This is a genomic window from Sphaerisporangium krabiense, from assembly GCF_014200435.1.
GTDB lineage: Bacteria > Actinomycetota > Actinomycetes > Streptosporangiales > Streptosporangiaceae > Sphaerisporangium > Sphaerisporangium krabiense.
The window spans coordinates 1,208,524-1,231,801 of the sequence record NZ_JACHBR010000002.1 but is presented as its reverse complement, the minus strand read 5'-3'; the positions used below and the strand labels follow the sequence as shown (position 1 = coordinate 1,231,801).

The window sequence follows — 23,278 nt, the reverse complement described above, 5'->3', positions numbered from 1 at the left end:
GCCGCTCGCCCTCGCTCCGGCCGCCTGAACCGCCCCCGCCGCTCCGGCCGCCTGTGCCGGCCCCGCGCGCCGGGCCTCGCGGACGCCGTCTCAGGCCACGGCCTCCACCCGGGCCGGGACGTGCTTGTGCCACGGGGTGCCCGCGTACGGGTCGCGGTCCCGCGCGGAGGTCAGCTCGTTCGGGGCGGCGCCCGTCGTGACCTCCCCCGGCTCGCCCGGATAGGCGAGCCCGAGGCCGTTGGGCAGGGAGATGTGGCCGGGCAGCAGGGTCTCGGTGATCTCCACGGTCGCCTCCGCCGACCCGCGCCGGGTGGTGACCCGGGCCCGTGACCCGTCGGCCAGCCCGAGCTCCTCGGCGTCCTGCGGGCTGATCCGCAGGGTCCCGTGCGGGTCGCGCCTGCGCCAGGCGGGGTCGCGGATGATGGTGTTGGCCGTGAAGGAGCGCCGCTCCCCCGCCGACAGCACGAACGGGTAGTCCGGGGACGCCTCCGGGCCCGTCGCGAGGCCCGCGAGCTCCTCCAGCAGGTCGGGGAGCGCCAGGTGGACCTTCTTGTCCGGGGTGCCGAGCCGCCGCCAGGCGTCGCCGGGCGCGTCGACGGCGAAGACGAGCCCGGACGGCGCGGCGAGGATCGCGTCGAACAGCCGGTCGCCCAGGTCCACGCCCTCGCCGTCGATGCCCGCGCGCCGGACCGCCTCGGGGTGGGCCCGCGCCACCCGGACCGCGTGCGCCCACAGCGAGGCGGCCGCCGCGGCGCCGCCGGGCAGCGTGGGGCCGAGCGCGCGGTAGAGCAGCACGGCCGCGACGGCCGCCTGCCCCGGGTCCTCCACCGCGGCGAGGAAGGCCCGCGCGAACTCCCTCCGCCCGCGTCCGGCCGCCTCGCGCAGGGGCCGCACCCGCTCCTCGGGGAGCGCGCCGATCGCCTCGCACAGCCGGGCGTAGATCTCCGGCTCGGGCAGCAGGTCGGCGCCGGGCGGCGGATCCAGCACGGGACGGCGCAGGTGGAACTGGTTGACGGGGGTCTCCAGGGTGAAGAAGGTCGCCTCCCACTTCTCGAACTGCGAGGGCGCGGGCAGGACGTAGTGGGCGAGCCTGGCCGTCTCGGTCATGGCGACGTCGACGACCACGAGCAGGTCGAGCGCGGCGAGCGCCTCGCGGGTGCGCGGGGAGTCGGCGATCGAGTGGGCGGGGTTGGCGGACTCGACGAGCATCGCGCGGTAGCGGCGGGGATGGTCGGTGAGGATCTCGTCGGCGATCACGTTGGCGGGGACCAGCCCGGAGATGATCCGCGCCCCGGCCACCGGGCTGACGCGGTCGCGCTTGGGGCCGTGGTGCGAGAAGGAGATGAACGGGGCGAACAGGATGGGCGGGTTGTTGGCGCCGGGACGGCCGAAGTTGCCGGTGAGCAGCCACAGCAGGTTGTCCAGGTAGCTGTTGAGCGTCGAGTGGCGGTTCATCTGCACGCCGAGGTCCTCGAACACCGCGACGCCCGCGGCGGCGGCGATCCGGCGGGCGGCCCGCCGGACCTGCTCCTCGGGCACCCCGGCCGTCGCGCAGTACCCGGCCACGGGCACGTGCCGCAGCGCCGCGCGCACCTCCTCCAGCCCGGTCGCGTGGGCGGCGAGCCAGTCGCGGGCGATCAGGTCCTCCTGGACGAGCACCGCCGCGAGGGCCGCCAGCAGCCAGGCGTCGGCGCCCGGCCGGGGGCGCAGGTGGATGTCGGCCAGCTCGGCGGTCTCGGTGCGCCGCGGATCGATGACGATCAGGCAGCGGCGCGGGTCGCGGGCGATCTCGCGCAGGGTGGGGCGGGTGCGCGGGACGCCGTGGGACTGCCAGGGGTTCTTGCCGATGAACAGGGCGACCTCGCAGTGCTCGAAGTCGCCGGTCACCATGGTGCCGAGCATGCGGTCCGACACCCAGTACAGGCCGGTCTTCTCCTGGGCCAGCGCGTTGGAGCGGTAGCGGGCGCCGAGCGCGCGCATGAGCGCGCCCGCGTAGGAGCCGCCGAGGTGGTTGCCCTGGCCTCCGCCGCCGTAGTAGAAGATCGTCTCCCCGCCGTGCGCGTCGCGGACCCGGGAGAGCGCGGCGGCGACCTCGGCGATGGCGACGTCCCAGGTGATCCGCTCGAACGTGCCGTCCGGCCGCCGCCGCAGCGGGTGGGTGAGGCGGTCGGCCGCGTTCTGGTAGTGGTCGAGGCGCAGCGGCTTCTCGCAGGTGTAGCCCTGGGAGGACGGGTGCGCCCGGTCGCCGCGGACGCGCTCGAACCGCCTGCCGTCGAGCCGGACCTCGATGCCGCAGTTGCTCGCGCACAGCACGCAGGCCGTGGGCCGCCATTCGGTGTCCATGTCGCCTCTCCGCCACCAGTTGAGTTCATGAAACGAACCCAGGGTAGCCCGCGCCGGCCGGACGCTCCAGACCCACCCTCGAGGGACCGGCGAGCGGGGCGAAAAGGGCCCACCACGACCGCGGGAATTGGCGCATAGTGGAAGGTGCCGCACGCCGGGCCGCGCTGTCGCCCGGATCTTCACCCAAACGCTTGCGGAGGCCCCCCGTGTTCGAGCGCTTCAGCGATTCCGCCCGCCGTGTCGTGGTCCTCGCGCAGGAGGAGGCGCGGCGGCTCGACCACCGCCACATCGGCCCCGAGCACGTGCTGCTCGGCCTGCTCGGCGACGCCGAGGGGCTCGGCGGCACCGTCCTGCGGGAGTCCGGCCTCACCCTGGAGGCGGCCAGGGCCGGCGTCGAGGAGTTCGGCGGCCGTGGCCCCTCCGCGCCGCTCGGGCACATCCCCTTCACCGCGGACGCCAAGAAGCTGCTCGAACTGTCCCTGCGCGAGGCCCTGCAGGCGCAGGCGGGATACATCGGCACCGAGCACATCCTGCTCGCCCTGCTGCGCGACCCGAGCGGGGTCGCCGCCCAGGTGCTGGAGCGGCACGGCGCCGACGCCGTGGCCCTGCGCGCCCGGGTCGGCGAGGAACAGGAGGGCCGCGCGGGCCGTCCCATCGGGACGCTCACCGAAGGGTCGCTGCTCCTGAACCCCAGGCCGTCCCACCTCGCCCGGCTGGAGCGCATCCAGGCGAGCCTGGACCGCATCGAGCGGCGCCTGGACGCCTTCGGGGTCCCGCCCGCGCCGGACGCCGAGCCTCAGGACCCGGAGGCCGGCGACGGCGGGCCGCACCCCCGGCGCCGCGCCGAGTAGCGGCCGGCGTCAGGTCCCGCGGGGCGCGGGCACGGCCGCCCCGGCGGCGATGCGCGCCTCCAGCACGCCCGGGTCCTCGGTGTAGGCCGGCGTCGCGCCGAGGGACAGCAGCAGCCGTCGCATGCGCGCGTTGTCCGAGAGCAGGCTCGCCCGGACCTCCGCGAAGCCCAGGTCGCGCGCCTCGCACAGCAGCATGCGGGCGAGCGCGCCGCCGAGGCCGCGGCCCTGCCAGCGGTCCTCCACCAGGAACGCCATCTCGGCGATGCCGGGGTCGGGGCTGAACACCAGGTTCGCCATGGCCACCACCTGGCCGTCGTACCCGGCGACCAGCGAGTGGCACCGGCCGCGGTCGCACAATCGGTCGAACATGCCCGGGCGCAGCGACGGCGTCGCCGTGAAGTACCGGAACCTGCGCGAGTCGGGCGAGCAGCGGTCGTGCAGGTCGCGGACGGCCTCGCGGTAGAGCGGGGTGAGCGGGCGCACCCGCACCTCGACGCCGTCGCTCAGCACCACCGGCCGCTCGGCGGGCAGGGTCTCGGCGGGCGGCTGGGCCAGGCGCACCAGCGCGGCGGCGCGCGCGGACTCGGTGAGCGTGAACGGCAGGCCGATGCGGCGCAGCCGGACGGCGCGGCGCGGCGCCACGGGCACGGTCAGCAGCGTCGGGTCGGGCAGGTCGGACAGCTCGGCGCCGTAGACCCAGCGCGCGTCGTCGGCGCGCAGCAGGTCGGCCAGCACCTCCGGCAGCCGCCACGGCGCGGCGCGCAGGCGCGAGGCCAGCAGCAGCACGCGCGTGGGCTCGTCCGTCAGCTCGTGGGCGGTCGCCGGCACGACCTGGACGCGGCGCCCTCCGGCCTCCTCCAGCGCCGCGCGCACAGCGTCGGCGGAGGCGGGGATGTCGGCGACGAACTCGTCGACCGTGCCGTCGGCGTCGGGCTGGACGGTCAGCCCGAGGATGTTGCCGCCCTTGGCGGCGAGCGCCGCGGTGAGGGACGCCAGCCGTCCCGGCCGTTCGTCCACGGTCGTGCGGATCCGCAAGAAGCCCATTCACATCTCCCTGGTGTGTCTGGATGCCAGAGTGCCGCCGTCCTGTTACAGAACTGCTACACAGGGATGAGCCGTCCGTTTCATCTACGTGCTTTGTCGTCGAACAGCCGTTTTCGTGGGTTACGCGGTGTATTGGTGGTGCGCTGGGTCGGTACGCTGCGGGTCTTCGACGGATATAGCAGGATATGGCGGTGCGAACTCCCCACCCCCACAACAGGCAGGAGGAGGGGCGGCCCAGCGCGGCGGCCCCGGATTCTCGATGACCGATCTGCTCTTCCGCGGCGGCCCGGTGTTCACCGCCTCCCCCCACGCCGTCCCCCCCGCCTTCGCACGGGCGGTGCTCGTCCGCGACGGGCGCGTCGCCGCCGTCGGCGAGGAGGACGAGGTCGCCAGGCTGGCCCGGCCCGGGCACGAGACGGTGGACCTGGCCGGCAGGCTCCTCACGCCCGGCTTCACCGACGCCCACATCCACCCGGTGCAGGCCGGGCTGGAGCGGGCCAAGTGCGACCTGTCCCAGGTCTACGGCCTGGACGCCTACGTGGAGAAGATCGCCGCCTACGCCGCGGCCCACCCGGACGCCGCCTGGATCGACGGCGGCGGCTGGGACATGTCCGCCTTCGCCGGCGGGCTGCCGCACCGCCGCCAGATCGACTTCGCGGACCGGCCCGTCTACCTCATCCAGCGCGACCACCACGCCGCCTGGGTCAACACCCGCGCCCTGGAGATCGCCGGGATCACCGCCGGCACGCCCGACCCCGCAGACGGCCGCATCGAGCGCGACCCCGACGGCACGCCGAGCGGCGTCCTGCACGAGGGCGCCATGGACCTCGTCGGCCTGCTCACCCCCCGGCCCACCGGCGCCGACATCGACGCCGCGCTCATGGACGCCCAGTCCCACCTGTTCTCGCTCGGCGTCACCGGCTGGCAGGACGCCATCGTCGGCTCCTACGCGGGCTCCGACGACCAGTACCCCGCCTACGTCTCGGCCGCCGGGGCCGGGCGGCTCAAGGCGCGCGTGGTCGGCGCGCTGTGGTGGGACCGCACCCGCGGCGCCGACCAGATCGAGGAGATGGCCGCGCGGCGCGCCGGGACCGGGGGGACGTTCACCGCCGGATCCGTGAAGATCATGCAGGACGGCATCCCGGAGAACTTCACCGCCGCGGTGATCGAGCCGTACTGCCACTGCGGCCCCGACCAGCGCGGCCTGTCGTACGTGGACCCCGGGCTGCTGAAGGGGTACGTCGCCGAGCTGGACCGGCGCGGCTTCCAGGTCCACTTCCACGCCATCGGCGAGCGCGCCGTCCGCGAGGCGCTGGACTCCCTGGAGGGCACCTCCCCCGCCAACCGGCACCACATCGCGCACGTCCAGATCATCGAGCCGTCCGACATCCCGCGCTTCGCCGCGCTCGGCGTGACCGCCAACCTGCAGCCGCTGTGGGCCACCCACCACATGCAGATGGACGAGCTGTGCATCCCGTTCCTCGGCGAGGAGCGCGCCGGCTGGCAGTACCCGTTCGCCGACCTGGTGCGCACCGGCGCCCGGCTGTGCGCGGGCAGCGACTGGCCGGTGTCCTCGGCCGACCCGCTGCAGGCCATGCACGTGGCGGTGAACCGCACCGAGCCCGGCGGGTCGGTGCACGCGGACTACCCCACGGCGCGGACGCCGTTCCTGCCGCACCAGAGCCTGGACCTCGCCACGGTCATGACCGCCTACACGTCGGGGTCGGCGTGGATCAACCACGACGAGGAGGCCGGCGTCATCGCGGCGGGCAACCGCGCGGACCTGGTCGTGCTCGACCGCGACCCCTACGCGCTGGCGCCCGGCGACATCTGGACGACCCGGGTGGACCTGACGTTCGTCGGCGGCGAGGCGGTGTACGAGCGGCACGCCTGAGCACGCCCCGAAGGTGGACGAAGGCCCCCGCGGACGGATCCGCGGGGGCCTTCGCACGCGCCGGAACGCGGCGCGGGGTCTACCAGGGAGTGCGGTTGCTGCTGCGCAGCCGCTCCAGGGCCTCGGCGAGGATCGCGGCGCCGTCCGTGTCGCTGCGCCGCTCCTTCACGTAGGCCAGGTGCGTCTTGTACGGCTCGTTCCGCGGGGGCGCGGGCGGGGCAGACTCGTCCTGGCCGGCCGGGAGACCGCACCGCGGGCAGTCCCAGTACTCGGGAACGGCGGCGTCGCTGGCGAAACTCGGACGCGTCTCGTGCATGTTGGCGCACCAGAACGAGACCCGCACTCGAGGGGCCGCCTCGCCACGCTCGGCCTCACCCATCGGCCCGGCGCCGACACGGCTACCACGGATCGCGTTGCCACTACCCACGGATGAACTCCTCGCTAGATCGCCCCCGCCCTGGAGCGGGGGAAAGAATCACTGTCAGGCCCGGCCACGGGCGGGCGGCTTACGGTTTGAGAATCAGGCCGAGGGCGATGATGCAGACGAACCAGATCGCCCCGGTGATGATCGTGAGGCGGTCGAGGTTCCGCTCCACCACCGAGGACCCGCCGAACGACGACGTGAAGCCGCCGCCGAAGAGGTCCGAAAGGCCACCGCCCTTGCCCTTGTGGAGCAACACGAGCAGCACCATGAGTGCGCTCGACAGGATGAGGGCGATCGAGATGCCAATAGTCACCGTTGACCTGTTCCCTGTTACGCGCGCCGCAGCGCGACCTGACCTGCCCCGACCTTGGCCGGGTGACGATTCAAACTATCTCTTCGAGGGTACGTGGTAATGTCAACTCGCACCTCCGAAACAGCTCAGCTAGCCCGATATTTCGCCAAAACGGCAGATCTTGACGAAGTCCGCCGGATCGAGGCTCGCGCCTCCCACCAGCGCCCCGTCGACATCGGACTGCGCCATGATGCCGGCGATGTTGTCGGACTTGACCGACCCACCGTAAAGGATACGGACGGCGGCGGCCACCTCGGCGTCGTACAGCTCGGCGAGTCGCGCCCGCAAGGCCGCGCAGACCTCCTGCGCGTCATCCGGGGTGGCGACCTCGCCGGTGCCGATCGCCCAGACCGGCTCGTAGGCGATGACCAGCGACCTGGCCTGCTCGGTCTTCACGCCGTTCAGCGCCGCGTCGAGCTGGGACACGGCGTAGGCGACGTGCCCGCCGGCCTGCCGGACGGGCAGGCCCTCGCCCACGCACAGGATCGGCGTGATCGAGTGCCGGTAGGCCGCCTGCACCTTGGCGCCGACCACCTGGTCGTCCTCGCGGTGGTACTGCCGCCGCTCGGAGTGGCCGGCCAGCACGTACGTGCAGCCGAGCTTGGCGAGCATCGTGCCGGAGATCTCTCCGGTGTAGGCCCCGCTGTCGTGCACCGACACGTCCTGCGCGCCGTAGACGATGCGGAGCTTGTCGCCGTCCACCAGGGTCTGCACGCTGCGCAGGTCGGTGAACGGGGGCAGCACCGCGACGTCGGCGCGGTCGAAGTCCTTGTCGGTCAGCGAGAAGGCCAGCTTCTGGACCAGCGCGATGGCCTCGAGGTGGTTGAGGTTCATCTTCCAGTTGCCGGCGATGAGCGGCTTGCGGGCGGTGCTCATGGGTCGCTCAGTCCTCCAGCGCGGCGAGTCCGGGCAGGGTCTTGCCCTCCAGGTATTCGAGACTGGCCCCGCCACCTGTGGAGATGTGCGAGAAGCCGTCCTCGGGGAGACCGAGCTTACGCACGGCGGCCGCCGAATCGCCACCACCCACGACGGTGAAGGCGCCGGAGGCGACCAGCGCCTCGGCCACGGCCCGCGTGCCGCCCGCGAACGCGTCGAACTCGAACACGCCCATGGGGCCGTTCCAGAAGACGGTGGCGGCGTCGGCCAGCTTGGCGGCGAACAGCTCGCGGCTCTTCGGGCCGATGTCCAGGCCCTCGCGGTCGGCGGGGATCGCGGTGGCCTCGACCGCCTCGTACTCGGCGTCCTCGGCGAACCCGGTGGCCGCGAGGACGTCCACCGGCAGCACGAGCTCGACGCCGCGCTCGGCGGCCTCGGCGATGAAGCCGCGCACCTGGTCGAGCTGGTCCTCCTGCAGCAGCGACCTGCCGACCTCGTGGCCCTGGGCCTTGAGGAAGGTGTAGGCCATGCCGCCGCCGATGACCAGGCGGTCGACCTTGCCGAGGAGGTTGGCGATCACACCGAGCTTGTCGGAGACCTTCGCGCCGCCGAGCACGACGACGTACGGGCGGGCGGGGTCCTCGGTGAGGCGCTTGAGCACCTCGACCTCGGCCACCACCAGGCCGCCCGCGGCGTGCGGCAGCAGCTTCGGCACGTCGTAGACGCTGGCGTGCTTGCGGTGCACCGCGCCGAACCCGTCGCCGACGTACAGCTCGGCGAGACCGGCCAGCTTCTCGGCGAACGCCGCGCGCGCCGCGTCGTCCTTGGACTCCTCCCCCGGCTCGAACCGGAGGTTCTCCAGCAGGGCGACCTCGCCGTCGCCCAGACCCTCGGCGGTCTCGCGCGCCGAGTCGCCGACGACGTCGGTGGCGAACCTCACCGGTGCGCCGAGCAGCTCGCCGAGCCGGGCGGCGACGGGCGCCAGGGAGAACTGCGGCGCCACCTTGCCCTTGGGACGGCCGAGGTGGGCGCAGACGATCACCCGCGCGCCCCGGCCGGCCAGCTCGGCGATCGTCGGCACCGAGGCGCGGATGCGGCCGTCGTCGGTGATCCTGTCCCCGTCGAGGGGGACGTTGAGGTCGGCGCGCACCAGGACGCGCCGCCCCTTGACGTCGAGGGAGTCGATGGTCCGCATCAGAGCTGGGAACCCACCAGCTCGATGAGGTCGCCGAGGCGGTTGGAGTAGCCCCACTCGTTGTCGTACCAGCCCACGACCTTGACCTGGTTGCCGATGACCTTGGTCAGGCCGGAGTCGAAGATGCAGGACGCCGGGTCGGTGACGATGTCGGAGGAGACGATGTCGTCCTCGGTGTAGCTGAGGACGCCGCGCAGCGGGCCCTCGGCGGCGGCCTTCAGCGCCGCGTTGACCTCTTCGACCGTGGTCTCGCGGGCGAGGTCGACGGTGAGGTCGGTGGCCGAGCCGGTGGGGATCGGCACGCGGAGCGCGAAGCCGTCCAGCTTGCCCTTGAGCTCGGGCAGCACCAGGCCGATGGCCTTGGCGGCGCCGGTGGAGGTGGGCACGATGTTCAGGGCGGCGGCGCGGGCGCGGCGCAGGTCCTTGTGCGGGCCGTCCTGGAGGTTCTGGTCCTGGGTGTAGGCGTGGATCGTGGTCATCAGGCCCTTCTCGATGCCGAAGGTGTCGTTGATGACCTTCGCCATGGGGGCCAGGCAGTTGGTGGTGCAGGACGCGTTGGAGATGATCGTGTGCGCCGACGGGTCGTACTTGTCGTCGTTCACGCCCATGACGATGGTGATGTCCTCACCCTTGGCGGGCGCGGAGATGATCACCTTCTTGGCGCCGTTGTCGGCGTGCACCTTGGCCTTGGCGGCGTCGGTGAACAGGCCGGTCGACTCGAGGACGACGTCCACGCCGAGGTCGCCCCAGGGGAGCTTGGCCGGGTCGCGCTCGGCGAAGACCTTGATGGCCTTGCCGTCGACGGTGATCTCGTCGGCCGTGCTCTTCACCTCGTACGGCAGGCGGCCCAGGATGCTGTCGTACTTCAGCAGGTGGGCGAGGGTCGCGTTGTCGGTCAGGTCGTTGACGGCGACGACCTCGATGTCCTTGCCGCTGGCCGCCACGGCACGCCAGAAGTTGCGGCCGATCCGGCCGAAGCCGTTGATGCCTACGCGGATGCTCACGGAAACAGATCTCCTCGAACGTCGTACGCCGGCAGGCCGCCGGCGTCGTGGCGGGCTGAAACCTCAGACAACCCTACCGGGTCATAATTGGTGTAGACCACGTGGTCCCACCCTTCGGGCAGGCGCCCACGCAAGGATAACGTCCTCCCTGGTCAAAGCCCTGATCAATTTCTCCGCGCCGTCGTCGTGCCGCCGCCGCGCCCCTTCCCCGCCCTCTCGCGGACCACCACGTCCCGGCCCGGACGGACGGCACTCGCCGCGCCGTTCGCCGGGGCGGCGGCCAGGGCTCAGGGGGCCAGCATGTCGGCGGTCAGGTTGGCGTCGGTGCCGGCCATGCCGAGGTCGGAGGCGCGCTTGTCGGCCATGGCCAGCAGGCGGCGGATGCGCCCGGCGATGGCGTCCTTGGTCAGCGGCGGGTCGGCGATCTGGCCGAGCTCCTCCAGGGACGCCTGCTTGTGCTCCACGCGCAGCCGCCCGGCGATCACCAGGTGCTCGGGGGCGTCGTCGCCGAGGATCTCCAGCGCCCGCTGCACCCGCGCGCCCGCGGCCACCGCGGCGCGCGCCGACCGGCGCAGGTTGGCGTCGTCGAAGTTGGCCAGGCGGTGGGCGGTCGCGCGCACCTCGCGGCGCATGCGGCGCTCCTCCCAGGCCAGCACGCTGTCGTGGGCGCCGAGGCGGGTCAGCAGCGCGCTGATCGCGTCGCCGTCCCTGACCACGACGCGGTCGACGCCGCGCACCTCGCGCGCCTTGGCGTGGATCTTCAGCCGCCGCGCCGAGCCGACCAGGGCCAGGGCCGCCTCCGGCCCGGGGCAGGTGACCTCCAGCGACATCGACCGGCCCGGCTCGGTGAGCGAGCCGTGCGCCAGGAACGCGCCGCGCCAGGCGGCCTCCGCGTCACAGGTGGCGCCCGACACCACCTGGCGCGGCAGGCCGCGCACCGGCCGCCCGTGGTTGTCGATCAGGCCGGTCTGGCGGGCCAGCGCCTCGCCGTCCCGGTACACCCGCACGACGTAGCGCGACCCCTTGCGCAGCCCCGCGGGCGCCAGCACGAGCACCTCGGCCTTGTGCCCGAAGACCTCGCCGATGTCCTTGATCAGACGCCGGGCGGTGGCATTGGTGTCCAGCTCGGCCTCGATGACGATGCGCCCGCCCACCAGGTGAAGCCCGCTCGCGAAGCGCAGCAGCGTCGACACCTCGGCCTTGCGGCAGCAAGGCTTCAGCACCGACAGCCGGCTCAGCTCGTCCTTCACCACACCCGTCATGGCCATGTGCGTGTGTCCTCCCCCATACAGACCCGTCCTCTGGTCGGGGCCGCCGCGCGGCGCCACGCGGGCGCGCGGGGCGGCTCCACTGGCCCCCGGCAAGTCTCTCGCACCCTGTGGGCGCGCTGACCAGGATCAACGCTTCCCACGGAAAATCTCGTCCAGGACCAGGGCAAGCCGTCGTGCGTCGTGCTTCGGCGAGCCGTCGGCGGCGGCCACGTCGGCCAGCACCAGGCGCGCGCCGAGCGCGTCGGCGGCCTTCTCCAGCTCGTCGCGGTCTCCGGCCGCGCCCGCGTCGGCCAGGACCACGTCGATCGTCAGGTCGGGGGCGTGCTCGCGCAGCACCTGCAGGTGCTTGCCCGCCGAGAAGCCGTCGGTCTCGCCCGGCTGGGGCGCCAGGTTGAGCGTGACGAGCCGGCGGGCGGCGGTGCCGTGCAGGGCCTCGGCGAGCCGCGGCACCTTGAAATGGGGCATGACGCTGGTGAACCACGAGCCCGGGCCGAACATGACCCAGTCGGCCTCGGCCACGGCGGCCACGGCCTCGGGGCAGGCGGGAGGATCGGCGGGCACCAGCGAGATGGCCTGGACGTTGCCCGGCGTCACCGCGCAGGCGACCTGGCCGCGCACGATGGTCACCCGGCCGTCCAGCTCGACCTCGGCCTCGATGTCGATCGGCACCGACGCCATCGGCAGCACCCGGCCGTGCGCCCCGAGCAGGCGGCCCACCCAGTCGAGCCCGGCCACCGGGTCGTCCAGGAGCTCCCACAGCGCCACGATCAGCAGGTTGCCGACCGCGTGCCCGTGTAACCCGCCCTCGCTGCGGAAACGGTGCTGGACGACCTTGCTCCAGGTCTGGCCCCAGTCGTCGTCGCCGCACAGGGCCGCCAGCGCCATGCGCAGGTCGCCGGGGGGAAGAACGCCGAGCTCGCGCCTGAGACGGCCGCTGGAGCCGCCGTCGTCGGCGACGGTCACCACGGCCGTCAGCTCGCCGGTGACCCTGCGCAGGGCCGACAGGGAGGCGTACAGGCCGTGCCCGCCGCCGAACGCGACCACCTTCACGTCCTGGCCCACGCGATCTCCTCTCGGTTCTGGGCGGCTCCGCCCGGACCGTTCCCGGCCCGGGACCGCCTGCCCCTGCCACGCGAGCCCCGCCGCGCCGGGGGACGCCGCGCCCGCCGTGTCGTGCGTGCCCGGTCCCCCGGCCGCCGCCGCGCCAGGCGAGGGCACGGCGGCATCGACGTCACTGCCCAGTCTCGCCCCGTCCATGACGGACGGAAAGGCGCCGGTGACCGCGCGGCGGGGCCGCCCGGCCGCGCCGGCGACGCCCGGGCCGCCGGCCCGGGCCTCATCCCCGCCGGATGCCGGGGACGCCTCGCCTTCCTCGGTCACTCGCGGCCCACGTCCCTATGGCTCACCTGCACCTCCATGCCGCGATCGCGCAGCCGGACGGCGATCTGCTCGGCCATGGCCACGCTGCGGTGCTTGCCGCCCGTGCAGCCGACGGCGAGGGTGGCGTAGCCCTTGCCCTCGCGGACGTAGCCGGAGGCCACCACGCCGAGGACCTCGTCGTAGCCGTCCAGGAACTCCTTGGCGCCCGGCTGACTCAGCACGTACTCGCGGACCGGGGCCTCCAGGCCGTTCATCGGCCGCAGCTCGGGCACCCAGTGCGGGTTGGGCAGGAAGCGGCAGTCCACCACCAGGTCGGCGTCGACGGGCAGGCCGTACTTGAAGCCGAAGGACACCACGTTGACGCGCAGGCCCGGACGGTCCTCGCCGCCGAAGAACGAGACGATCTTGCCGCGCAGCTCGTGCACGTTGAGCGAGGAGGTGTCGATGACCAGGTCGGCGTTGGCGCGGACCTCGCGCAGGATGCCGCGTTCCCTGGCGATGCCGTCGACCAGGCGCCCCTCGCCCTGCAGCGGGTGCGGGCGGCGGACGTTCTCGAAGCGGCGGACGAGCGTCTCGTCGCTGGCCTCCAGGAACACCACGCGCACGGCCACGCCGCGGGCGTCCAGCTCCTCGATCGCGGAGTTGAGGTCGGTGGTGAAGGCGAGGCTGCGCACGTCGACCACGGCGGCGACCTTGTCGGTGTTCAGCTTGACCCGCCCGGCCTCCTCGGCCATGGCGAACAGCATGCCCGGCGGCAGGTTGTCGATCACGAACCAGCCGAGGTCCTCCAGGGCCTTGGCGGCGGTGCTGCGGCCCGCTCCTGACATGCCGGTGACGATGACGAACGCGGTGTCCCCCGCCGCCTGCCCCGTCGCGCCCGCAGCGCCCGCCGTGCCCGCGGCGTTCCTGCGGCCGTGCGGCGGCGGGGCGGCGTGGCCGTCGTCGCGTCCGCCGGTATGGTGCTCGTTCACGTCCCCTCCCCCTTCAGTGCCGCGACGATCGCCTCGGCCGTGGACAGGCCGATGCCGGGAACCTCGCGGATCTCGTCGACGGTGGCCCCGCGTAACCGCTTGACGGACCCGAACCGTTTGAGCAGAGCCTGCTTCCGTGCGGCGCCGAGCCCGCGAATTTCGTCAAGAGCGCTCTCTTTGAGCGATTTCGCGCGTTTTGATCGATGGTAGGCGATGGCGAACCGGTGGGCCTCATCGCGCACCCTCTGCAGAAGATAGAGCCCCTCGCTGCTCCGGGGCAGGATGACAGGCTGGTCGTCGCCGGGAAGCCACACTTCCTCCAGCCGCTTGGCCAGCCCGCTCACCGCGACGTCGTCCACGCCCAGCTCGTCCAGCGCCCGCTGAGCGGCGGCGACCTGCGCCGGGCCGCCGTCCACGACGACCAGGTTCGGCGGGTAGGCGAACCTGCGCGGCCTGCCGGTCTCGGGGTCGATCGGCTCGGGGTCCAGCTCGCCGGTGGCGGAGCGTTCCTCCAGGTGGCGCTTGAAGCGCCGGCAGATGACCTCGTAGATCGAGGCGACGTCGCCCTGCCCGGCCGTGCCGCGGATCGCGAAGCGGCGGTACTCGCTCTTGCGGGCCAGGCCGTCCTCGAAGACGACCATCGAGGCGACGACGTCGTCCCCCTGGAGGTGGGAGACGTCGTAGCACTCGATGCGCAGCGGCGCCTGGTCGAGGTCGAGCGCGTCGGCGATCTCCTGGAGCGCGCGGCTGCGCGTGGTGAGGTCGCTGGCCCTGCGCAGCTTGTGCTGGGCGAGGGCCTCCTTGGCGTTGCGCTCGACGGTCTCCATCAACGTCTTCTTGTCGCCGCGCCGGGGCACCCGCACCTCGACCCGGCCGCCGCGCTGCTCGGTCAGCAGCTCGGCCACCGCGCCGGTCTCGGGCGGCAGCTCGGGCACCAGCACCTCGCGCGGCACCGCCTCGGGCGCGGCCTCGCCGTACATCTGGAGCAGGAAGTGCTCGACGAGCTCGCCGGGCGAGGCCTCCTCGACCTTGTCGACCACCCAGCCGCGCTGGCCGCGGATGCGGCCGCCCCGGACGTAGAAGACCTGGACGGCGGCCTCCAGAGGATCCTCGGCGAGGGCGACGACGTCGCAGTCGATGCTCTCGCCGAGCACCACGGCCTGCTTCTCCAGCGCCCGCTGCAGCGCCTGGACGTCGTCGCGCAGGCGGGCGGCCCGCTCGAACTCCTCGGCCCCGGCGGCCTCGCGCATCTCGCGCTCCAGGCGCTTGATGAACCGGCCGGTGTTACCCGCCATGAAGTCGCAGAAGTCCTCGGCGAGGCCGCGGTGCTCCTCTTCGCTGACCCGGCCGACGCACGGCGCCGAGCACTTGTCGATGTAGCCGAGAAGGCAGGGACGGCCGATCTGGCCGGCGCGCTTGAACACCCCCGCCGAGCAGGTGCGCACCGGGAACACCCGCAGCAGCAGGTCGACGGTCTCGCGGATCGCCCAGGCGTGGGAATAGGGCCCGAAATAGCGGGTGCCCTTGCGCTTGGCGCCGCGCATGACCTGGACGCGGGGGTAGTCCTCGCCCATGGTGACGGCCAGGTAGGGATAGGACTTGTCGTCGCGGTACTTGACGTTGAACCGCGGGTCGAACTCCTTGATCCAGGAGTATTCGAGCTGGAGGGCCTCGACCTCGGTGCCGACGACCGTCCAGTCGACGGAGGCGGCGGTGGTGAGCATGGTCTGGGTGCGGGGGTGCAGCCCGGCGAAGTCGGCGAAATAGGAGTTCAGCCGCTGGCGCAGGCTCTTGGCCTTGCCGACGTAAATGACCCGGCCGCCGGCGTCCCTGAACCGGTAGACCCCCGGGGACTCGGGGATCGACCCGGGCTCGGGCCGGAAACTCAAGGGGCTGTTCACGGGTCTCACCACACCTCAAAGCCTATCCGGACCCGCCGACAGAATAGGGCGATCGAGCGCTCCCCGAAGGCCGGGACGATCAGGCGTCCGGCGGGCTCCACGCGTTCCCGGCGGCGGGTGCGGAGCGGCTCCGGGGCGGGGTCCGCGCGAGGCGCGCGTGCCGCCGCGGCCGGGGGGCGCCACGCTTTCGCGGACGTCATCATGCCGGGCGAAAGCGCGTGGACCGGGCCGAGTAAATGGCGCTGTTAATCAGAAGGGGCGCATTAAGCCCGCTATATCGGTCGAATCTCGCGAATACCAGGGGTGACATCAGTACGGGCGAGGGTGAAGGGCACCGCCCCCTTCACCCCCGCCCGGCGGGGCGAGCCGTGCGCGCTACGTCACGGCCGCGGCGTCACGCGAGGCTGATCGAGTCGCCGTCGACCTTGATCTGCTTCTCTTCGAGCGGCTGCTTCGCCGGGCCGGCGGTCACCGAACCGTCGTCGATGCTGAACTTGCTGCCGTGGCAGGGACAGTTGATGGTGCCGTTGGAGACGGCGTTGCAGGTGCACCCCTGGTGGGGGCAGATGGCGCTGAAGGCCTTGAACTGCCCGTCGCTGGTCTGGATGACGACGACCTTCTGCTCCTTGAAGACCTTGCCGCCGCCCTTGGGGATGTCGGCCGTCTTCGCCAGGACGTTCGCCTCGCCACCGGAGCCGCTCGCCCCGGAGCCCTCCGCCGCCGAGGACGCCGGGGCCGGCTGCGAGGCGGACGAGCCGCCGTCCGCCGGGGCCGCGGAGTCGGTGCCGCCGCAGGCGGTCAGCACCACGGCCAGGCCCGCGCCGCCCGCGCCCAGCATCATCGAACGTCGTGTGGTTTCCGAATCGGTCATGTTCGCCTTCCTAGAGATCTTTCTTAACCGTGCTACGTCTCCCGGGCCCGGATGGTTCACTCCGCACGGCAACTAACTGAGGAAGTATGAACAATTGCACGTAACGTCCAGGTCAAAGGGGCCCCACGCCCGCTCCCGGCCGGAGCCGCGGGACGCCTCGCGCCCCCGGGGACGGGGGCACGAGGCACGGCCTCAGGCGCCGAGGATCTTGCGCAGGAAGCGGCCGGTGTGGCTCTCCTCCACACCGGCGACCTGCTCGGGGGTGCCGGTCGCGAGCACGCGCCCGCCGCGCGAGCCGCCCTCGGGGCCCATGTCGATGAGCCAGTCGGCGGTCTTGATCACGTCGAGGTTGTGCTCGATGACGATGACCGTGTTGCCGCCGTCGACCAGGCGGCCGAGCACGCCGAGCAGCTTGTTGATGTCCTCGAAGTGCAGGCCGGTGGTGGGCTCGTCCAGGACGTAGACCGTGCGGCCGGTGGAGCGGCGCTGCAACTCGGAGGCGAGCTTGACCCGCTGGGCCTCGCCGCCGGACAGCGTGGTGGCGGGCTGGCCCAGCCGGACGTACCCGAGGCCGACGTCGTTGAGGGTCTTGAGGTGACGCTTGATCGCCGGGATCGCGTCGAAGAACTCCAGCGCCTCCTCGATCGGCATGTCGAGGACCTCGGAGATGGTCTTGCCCTTGTAGTGGACCTCCAGGGTCTCGCGGTTGTAGCGGGCGCCGTGGCAGACCTCGCAGGGGACGTAGACGTCCGGCAGGAAGTTCATCTCGATCTTGATGGTGCCGTCGCCCGAGCACGCCTCGCAGCGGCCGCCCTTGACGTTGAAGCTGAACCGTCCCGGCTGGTAGCCGCGGATCTTCGCCTCGGTGGTCTGCGCGAACAGCTTGCGCACGTGGTCGAAGACCCCGGTGTAGGTGGCCGGGTTGGACCTCGGCGTCCGGCCGATCGGGCTCTGGTCGACATGGACGACCTTGTCCACCAGATCGGTGCCGGTCACGCGGGAGTGGCGGCCGGGGACCGTCTTGGCGCCGTTCAGCTCCTTGGCCAGGGCGCTGTAGAGGATGTCGTTGACCAGCGTGGACTTGCCCGAGCCCGACACGCCCGTGACGGCGGTGAACACGCCGAGGGGGAACTCGACGTCCACGCCCTTGAGGTTGTGCTCGCGGGCGCCCTTGACGGTCAGCTTCCGCTTGGGGTCGCGCCGGCGGCGGGACGCGGGCAGCGTGATGCTCCTGCGGCCGGACAGGTAGGCGCCGGTGAGGGAGTCCTCGCAGGAGAGCAGGTCCTCGACGGTGCCGGAGACCACGACCTGGCCGCCGTGCTCGCCCGCGCCGGGGCCGATGTCGACCACCCAGTCGGCGGCGGCGATGGTGTCCTCGTCGTGCTCGACGACGATGAGCGTGTTGCCCATGTCGCGCAGGCGGATCAGCGTGTCCAGCAGGCGCTGGTTGTCGCGCTGGTGCAGGCCGATCGACGGCTCGTCCAGCACGTACAGGACGCCGACGAGGCCGGAGCCGATCTGCGTGGCCAGGCGGATGCGCTGGGCCTCGCCGCCCGCGAGCGTGCCCGCCGCGCGGTTCAGGGTGAGGTAGTCCAGGCCGACGTCCAGCAGGAACCCGAGCCGGGCGTTGATCTCTTTGACGACCCGCTCGGCGATGTGCATGTCGCGCTCGGACAGGCTGAGGTCGCCGAGGAACTTGGCGCACTCGCCGATCGACAGCGACGAGACCTCGGCGATCGACCGGTCGGCGACGGTCACCGCCAGGGAGACCGGCTTGAGCCGCGCCCCCTTGCAGGTGGGGCAGGGGATCTCGCGCATGAAGCCTTCGAAGCGCTCACGGCTGGAGTCGCTCTCGGCCTCGGAATGGCGCCGCTGCACCCATGGGATGACGCCCTCGAAGGAGGTGTAGTAGGACCGCTGCCTGCCGTACCGGTTGCTGTAGCGGACGTGGACCTGCTGGTCGTGGCCGCGCAGCAGGGCCTTCTGCGCCTGCTTGGGCAGGCGCTCCCACGGGGTGTCGAGGTCGAAGCCGATCGCGTGGCCGAGCGCCTCGACGAGGCGGATGAAGTAGTCGCTGGTGTGGCCGCCCGCCCACGGCGCGATCGCGCCGTCGCCGAGGCTCTTCTCGGGGTCGGGCACGACGAGCTCGGGGTCGACCTCCATGCGGGTGCCGAGGCCGGTGCACTCGGGGCAGGCGCCGAAGGGCGAGTTGAACGAGAACGACCTCGGCTCCAGCTCCTCGAACGACAGGTCGTCGTAGGGGCAGTACAGGTGCTCGGAGTAGAAGCGCTCGCGGCCCGGGTCGTCCTCGGGGAGGTCGACGAAGTCGAGGGTGATCGTGCCGCCGGAGAGCTGGAGCGCGGTCTCGACCGAGTCGGTGAGCCGGCGGCGCGCGCCGTCCTTCACCGAGAGGCGGTCGACGATGACCTCGATGTCGTGCTTCTCGTACTTCTTCAGGGTGGGCGGCTCTTCGAGCCTGACCACGGTGCCGTCGACCCTGGCGCGCGCGAAGCCCTTGGTCTGCAGCTCGCGGAACAGCTCGGCGTACTCGCCCTTGCGGCCGCGGACCACCGGGGCCATGACCTGGAAGCGCGTGCCCTCGGGCAGCTCGAGCACGCGGTCGACGATCTGCTGGGGGGTCTGGCGGGCGATGGGACGCCCGCAGGCCGGGCAGTGCGGCTTGCCGATGCGGGCCCACAGCAGGCGCAGGTAGTCGTAGACCTCGGTGATGGTGCCGACCGTGGACCGGGGGTTGCGCGAGGTGGACTTCTGGTCGATCGAGACGGCCGGGGACAGGCCCTCGATGAAGTCGACGTCGGGCTTGTCCATCTGCCCGAGGAACTGCCTGGCGTACGCCGACAAGGACTCGACGTAGCGGCGCTGGCCCTCGGCGAAGATGGTGTCGAAGGCCAGGCTGGACTTACCCGAGCCGGACAGCCCGGTGAAGACGATCAGAGCGTCTCGCGGCAGGTCCAGCGAGACGTCTTTGAGGTTGTGTTCGCGGGCGCCACGAACGATCAAGCGGTCGGCCACAGCAGATCTCTCATGTCCGTTCATGATCCACGGCAGCCGAGCTAGGGCCACCTCTGACTAGTCGCCGCCACTCTAACGACGGGGTCCGACAGTTTTCTTCCGGTCCGGGGAAGGCGCCCCCGGTGGGCGGGTGGGCGGGTGACGCGGGCCGGGACGACGCCCATGGTCCGGACGATCATGGCGGCTCGCTGCCTGGGCCAGGACGGGTGTGCTCACCTCACAGTACCCAACACCCGGGGCCGGGAAGGCCGGATTCCGCCGGGCCTGGAGGACGTCCCCGCCCGGCCGGCCGGGGACGGCGAAGCCCCGGGACCGGGGTATCACGGCCTTAAGGTGACGGAGCGGACCCCGCGCCGCCACCCCGGCCGGCGGCGCCCGTCCCGCCCGGCCCTTCCATCGACACTGCCGAGGAGTACCCGTGACCTACACCGGTGATGTGACCGCCGGCGGCCCCGCCGACGTGCGCGAGCTGCCCGACCTGACGATCAGCAAGATCGAGGTGGGCGACTTCGGGAACAACGCCTACCTGCTGCGGTGCCGTGAGACCGGGGACGGCGCGCTGATCGACGCGGCCGCCGACGCCCCCCGGCTGCTCGAACTGATCGGCGACCGGCCCATCAGCAAGATCATCACCACGCACCGGCACCCGGACCACTGGATGGCCCTGGCGGAGGTGGCGAAGGAGACGGGGGCGGAGACGATCGCCCACCCCTTGGACGCCCCCGGGCTCCCCGTGCCGGTGACCCGCCGGGTCGAGCACGGCGAGCGCGTCACCGTGGGCGTGGTGACGATCGAGGTGATCCACCTGCGGGGACACACGCCGGGCTCGATCGCCCTGCTGTACGGCGACTCCCACCTGTTCACGGGGGACTCGCTCTTTCCGGGCGGGGTCGGCAACACCCAGGGGGACGCCGCCCGGTTCGACCGGCTCTACACCGACGTGGTGGAGCGCATCTTCGACCGGCTGCCCGACGACACCTGGGTGTACCCGGGGCACGGCAAGGACACCACGCTCGGGGCCGAACGCCCCGCGCTGCCGGAGTGGCGCGCGCGGGGCTGGTGAGGAACGCTCCCGCACCCGGCCCGGCACCGCGGGGATGCCGGGCCGCCGGGCACGGCGCTAGCGCACGCTGCCGGTGAGCTTGCGCTCCTTGCGCTGCTCGCGCTTGAACATCAGCACGCGCAGCGGGATGGCCGAGACCAGCGCGATCTGCATGCAGGCGCCGATCTGGATGAGGATGTCGCCGCCGGCGAGGTCCGCCGCCCAGATGATCAGGCAGGCGACGTTGACCATGATCCAGGCCAGCACGACCGCCGCCAGGTTGCCCTTGGGCTTGGGGTACTCGATGCGGCTGACCATGAGCCAGGCCACCGCGAAGATGCCGATCACCGTCGGGTAGGACGGCTGGAACAGCAGCACGATCGACACCACGGTCATGGCGCCCATGGGGATGGGCAGGCCCATGAAGTCGCCGCTCTTGGTCTTCACGCAGGCGAACCGCGCCAGCCGCACGACGCCCGCGACCAGCACGGACACCGCGGCGCACAGCACCAGCCACAGCGGGAGACTGTGGGAGAAGCCCGCCCACGCCACCACCATGAAGGCGGGGGCGAAGCCGAAGCTGATCACGTCCGCGAGGTTGTCCAGCTCGGCGCCCATGGCCGAGGCGCGGAAGCGCCGGGCCACGAGGCCGTCGAACAGGTCGCAGGTGGCGCCGATCAGCAGCAGCACCACCGCGGTGGCGAAGTAGCGGGGGTCGGGGTGGAACTCACGCGACTGCTGGAGCTGGGCGATCGCCGACCACGCCAGCACGCAGACCGCCAGGAACCCGCAGACCGCGTTGCCGATGGACAGCGAGTCGGCGGCGGAGAGGCGGAAGGCCTTCCCGACCGGTCCTCTCGGCGCTTCGTCCTCGTCCAGGTCGTCCATGGACCACCCGGCGTCAGCCATGGTCAATGCGAGTCACTCCCGCCGTCGTCCGCTGCCCCACGCTGACCGCGGGGGCGATCCCTTCTGGAAGGTAGATGTCCACCCGCGAGCCGAAGCGGATCAGCCCGATCCGCTCGCCCCGCGAGACCTTGGCGCCCATGCCGAGGTACGGCACGATGCGACGGGCCACGGCTCCGGCGATCTGCCACAGCTCGATGTCACCGAGGGCCGTGGCGAAATGCCAGACGACCCGCTCGTTCTGGTCGCTGTCCTTGTCGAAGGCCGGGCGGAACCCGCCGGCCACGTGCTCCACCGAGGTGACCGTGCCGTCGAGCGGCGCGCGGTTCACGTGGACGTTCAGCGGGCTCATGAAGATCGCCACGCGGGTACGCCCGTCCGGCTGGGGGTCGACGCTCTGCACCACGCCGTCGGCGGGGCTGAGGACCAGCCCGGGCCCGAGGTCGCGCTCGGGGTCGCGGAAGAACCAGAGCATGGCGCCGGTCAGGGCGGTCAGCGGAGCCGCCGCGAGCACCCATGGGCGGGACCGCCGGGCCAGCGCCGTCGTGACGACGGCGGCCGCGGCGGTGGGGGCCACCCACGGGGAGACACCACGGGCCAGCCGCACGCGTCGGCGGCCGTGGCTTGGCGAATCGTTGGACACAGGGAACCTTTGTGATGATTGCGGCCAGAGACCGGATTGTGACTTATCGCCGAATGCTACCCACGTCGGGGCCCCTGCATAGCAATATGGGATAAGCAAATCGGGTCACGCACCGTTTCGCTACCCCTGGGACACCTTCGCGGGAGGCGTGGGCTCACCGGACCGCTTCTTGTCCAGCCGAGCCTTGATCAGGCTGGCCACGGTGGTCACCACCATGGTCGCGCCGATCACCGAGAGGGAGACCCAGATGGGGACCTCCGGCGCCCACGTGACGCCACCGGCGTGCAAAGCCTCCAGGATGAGCTTAACGCCGATGAAGCCCAGAATGAACGACAGACCGTAGCTGATGTAGACCAACCGCTGGAGCAGGCCGCCGAGCAGGAAGTAGAGCTGGCGCAGTCCCATCAGGGCGAACGCGTTGGCGGTGAAGACGATGAAGGCGTCCTTGGTGAGGCCGAAGATGGCCGGGATCGAATCGAGGGCGAACAGCAGGTCGGTGGTGCCGATGGCGACCATGACGATCAGCATGGGCGTGACCATGCGGCGGCCGTCCACCCTGGTCATGACCTTGGAGCCGACGAAGCCGTCCGTGGTGGGGAACACCCGGCGCACCCAGCGGAGCAGCAGGTTCTCCTTGAATTCCTCCTCGTCGTGGCCGCGCAGCATGTTCACGCCCGTGTAGATGAGGAAAGCCCCGAACACGTAGAACAACCAGCTGAAACGTTCGAGCGCGGCGGCGCCGATAAGGATGAAGAACCCGCGCATGACCAGCGCGAGCAGCACTCCCACCAGCAGCACTTTGTGCTGGTAGATCTTGGGCACGGCGAAACGGCCCATGATGATGTAGAAGATGAACAGATTGTCCACGCTCAGGCTGTACTCGGTGAGATAGCCGGCGAAGAACTCTCCCGACTTGTCCGCGCCCGCCACGAAGAACAGCCCGATGCCGAACAGCACGGCGAGCGTCACGTAGAAGCCGACCCAGAACCCCGCCTGCCGCAGCGAGAACTCGCGCGGCTCGCCACGGTCGACGATCCAGAGGTCGACGGCGAGGACGGCGAGGAGCCCCGCGATGACCGCGGCCCACACCCACACAGAAACATCCACGACAAAACCTCCGGCCCGCGTCAAAGTGCCGGAGGTCTCTCCCGCCCGCGGCGACGGCCGCGGACCGGCAGCCCCGGGGCCGCCCAACACCGGGGCGGTCCGTGATGACGAGGCTGTCGCGAAGGGATACTCCCCCCCTCGTCGAGGAGTATAAGGGAGCACATAAGCCT

General features: G+C 71.9%; 19 protein-coding genes. 3 read left to right on the top strand and 16 right to left on the bottom strand.

The features are described from left to right. Window positions 1–90: 90 nt before the first annotated feature. Window positions 91–2,343, bottom strand: a complete 2,253-nt coding sequence (locus tag BJ981_RS39530; protein WP_184617328.1) for a molybdopterin-dependent oxidoreductase — start codon at window positions 2,341–2,343, stop codon at window positions 91–93. Between the two features lie 206 nt (window positions 2,344–2,549). Here BJ981_RS39530 and BJ981_RS39735 point away from each other — a divergent pair, with 206 nt between their 5' ends. Continuing rightward, window positions 2,550–3,194 (top strand): Clp protease N-terminal domain-containing protein, encoded by a 645-nt coding sequence (locus tag BJ981_RS39735; protein WP_184617327.1) that lies wholly within the window; start codon window positions 2,550–2,552, stop codon window positions 3,192–3,194. 9 nt (window positions 3,195–3,203) lie between these two features. On the opposite strand, the gene BJ981_RS33320 is transcribed toward BJ981_RS39735, so the two are convergent. Beyond that, window positions 3,204–4,238 carry a GNAT family N-acetyltransferase gene (locus BJ981_RS33320; protein ID WP_184617326.1) on the bottom strand — a complete coding sequence of 345 codons (1,035 nt, stop codon included), beginning with the start codon at window positions 4,236–4,238 and terminating at the stop codon, window positions 3,204–3,206. Window positions 4,239–4,497: 259 nt separating this feature from the next. Here BJ981_RS33320 and BJ981_RS33315 point away from each other — a divergent pair, with 259 nt between their 5' ends. Further along, entirely contained in the window at window positions 4,498–6,132 is a 1,635-nt protein-coding gene (locus BJ981_RS33315; protein ID WP_184617325.1) for an amidohydrolase, read from the top strand. Between the two features lie 79 nt (window positions 6,133–6,211). Here BJ981_RS33315 and BJ981_RS33310 read toward each other — a convergent pair whose 3' ends face one another. The 11 genes from BJ981_RS33310 to uvrA form a co-directional block, all read right to left on the bottom strand. Next, window positions 6,212–6,559: an RNA polymerase-binding protein RbpA gene (locus tag BJ981_RS33310; RefSeq protein ID WP_184617324.1), complete on the bottom strand. Its 348-nt coding sequence runs from the start codon at window positions 6,557–6,559 to the stop codon at window positions 6,212–6,214. A 79-nt stretch (window positions 6,560–6,638) separates the two neighbouring features. Beyond that, window positions 6,639–6,869, bottom strand: a complete 231-nt coding sequence (gene secG, locus BJ981_RS33305) for a preprotein translocase subunit SecG (protein ID WP_184617323.1) — start codon at window positions 6,867–6,869, stop codon at window positions 6,639–6,641. Window positions 6,870–6,998: 129 nt separating this feature from the next. After that, the gene (gene tpiA / locus BJ981_RS33300; RefSeq protein WP_184617322.1) at window positions 6,999–7,784 is read right to left on the bottom strand and encodes a triose-phosphate isomerase; all 786 of its coding nucleotides are present in this window, start codon (window positions 7,782–7,784) and stop codon (window positions 6,999–7,001) included. A 7-nt stretch (window positions 7,785–7,791) separates the two neighbouring features. Then, window positions 7,792–8,979 (bottom strand): phosphoglycerate kinase, encoded by a 1,188-nt coding sequence (locus BJ981_RS33295; RefSeq protein WP_184617321.1) that lies wholly within the window; start codon window positions 8,977–8,979, stop codon window positions 7,792–7,794. Further along, window positions 8,979–9,983, bottom strand: a complete 1,005-nt coding sequence (gene gap / locus BJ981_RS33290) for a type I glyceraldehyde-3-phosphate dehydrogenase (protein ID WP_184617320.1) — start codon at window positions 9,981–9,983, stop codon at window positions 8,979–8,981. Before gap ends, BJ981_RS33295 begins: the two co-directional genes overlap by 1 nt. Window positions 9,984–10,270: 287 nt before the next feature. Next, window positions 10,271–11,251, bottom strand: a complete 981-nt coding sequence (gene whiA / locus BJ981_RS33285; RefSeq protein WP_184617319.1) for a DNA-binding protein WhiA — start codon at window positions 11,249–11,251, stop codon at window positions 10,271–10,273. A gap of 129 nt (window positions 11,252–11,380) precedes the next feature. After that, complete coding sequence (locus BJ981_RS33280) at window positions 11,381–12,316, bottom strand: gluconeogenesis factor YvcK family protein (protein WP_239139641.1); 936 nt, start codon at window positions 12,314–12,316, stop codon at window positions 11,381–11,383. Window positions 12,317–12,630: 314 nt separating this feature from the next. Beyond that, window positions 12,631–13,473, bottom strand: coding sequence for an RNase adapter RapZ (gene rapZ, locus BJ981_RS33275; protein ID WP_184617743.1), 843 nt, complete (start codon window positions 13,471–13,473; stop codon window positions 12,631–12,633). A 128-nt stretch (window positions 13,474–13,601) separates the two neighbouring features. After that, window positions 13,602–15,506 (bottom strand): excinuclease ABC subunit UvrC, encoded by a 1,905-nt coding sequence (gene uvrC / locus BJ981_RS33270; protein WP_184617742.1) that lies wholly within the window; start codon window positions 15,504–15,506, stop codon window positions 13,602–13,604. A gap of 394 nt (window positions 15,507–15,900) precedes the next feature. Continuing rightward, complete coding sequence (locus BJ981_RS33265; RefSeq protein WP_184617318.1) at window positions 15,901–16,377, bottom strand: Rieske (2Fe-2S) protein; 477 nt, start codon at window positions 16,375–16,377, stop codon at window positions 15,901–15,903. A 192-nt stretch (window positions 16,378–16,569) separates the two neighbouring features. Next, window positions 16,570–19,410, bottom strand: a complete 2,841-nt coding sequence (uvrA, locus tag BJ981_RS33260; RefSeq protein ID WP_184617317.1) for an excinuclease ABC subunit UvrA — start codon at window positions 19,408–19,410, stop codon at window positions 16,570–16,572. A gap of 418 nt (window positions 19,411–19,828) precedes the next feature. On the opposite strand from uvrA, the gene BJ981_RS33255 reads away from it, so the two are divergent. After that, window positions 19,829–20,473 carry an MBL fold metallo-hydrolase gene (locus BJ981_RS33255; protein ID WP_184617316.1) on the top strand — a complete coding sequence of 215 codons (645 nt, stop codon included), beginning with the start codon at window positions 19,829–19,831 and terminating at the stop codon, window positions 20,471–20,473. Window positions 20,474–20,530: 57 nt separating this feature from the next. Here BJ981_RS33255 and pssA read toward each other — a convergent pair whose 3' ends face one another. The 3 genes from pssA to BJ981_RS33240 all read right to left on the bottom strand — a co-directional run bounded on the left by pssA (window position 20,531) and on the right by BJ981_RS33240 (window position 23,108). After that, window positions 20,531–21,361, bottom strand: coding sequence for a CDP-diacylglycerol--serine O-phosphatidyltransferase (gene pssA, locus BJ981_RS33250; RefSeq protein ID WP_184617741.1), 831 nt, complete (start codon window positions 21,359–21,361; stop codon window positions 20,531–20,533). Further along, window positions 21,354–22,001, bottom strand: coding sequence for a phosphatidylserine decarboxylase (locus BJ981_RS33245; protein ID WP_184617315.1), 648 nt, complete (start codon window positions 21,999–22,001; stop codon window positions 21,354–21,356). Before BJ981_RS33245 ends, pssA begins: the two co-directional genes overlap by 8 nt. Window positions 22,002–22,121: 120 nt before the next feature. Beyond that, window positions 22,122–23,108 carry a TerC family protein gene (locus BJ981_RS33240; protein WP_184617314.1) on the bottom strand — a complete coding sequence of 329 codons (987 nt, stop codon included), beginning with the start codon at window positions 23,106–23,108 and terminating at the stop codon, window positions 22,122–22,124. Window positions 23,109–23,278: the final 170 nt, after the last annotated feature.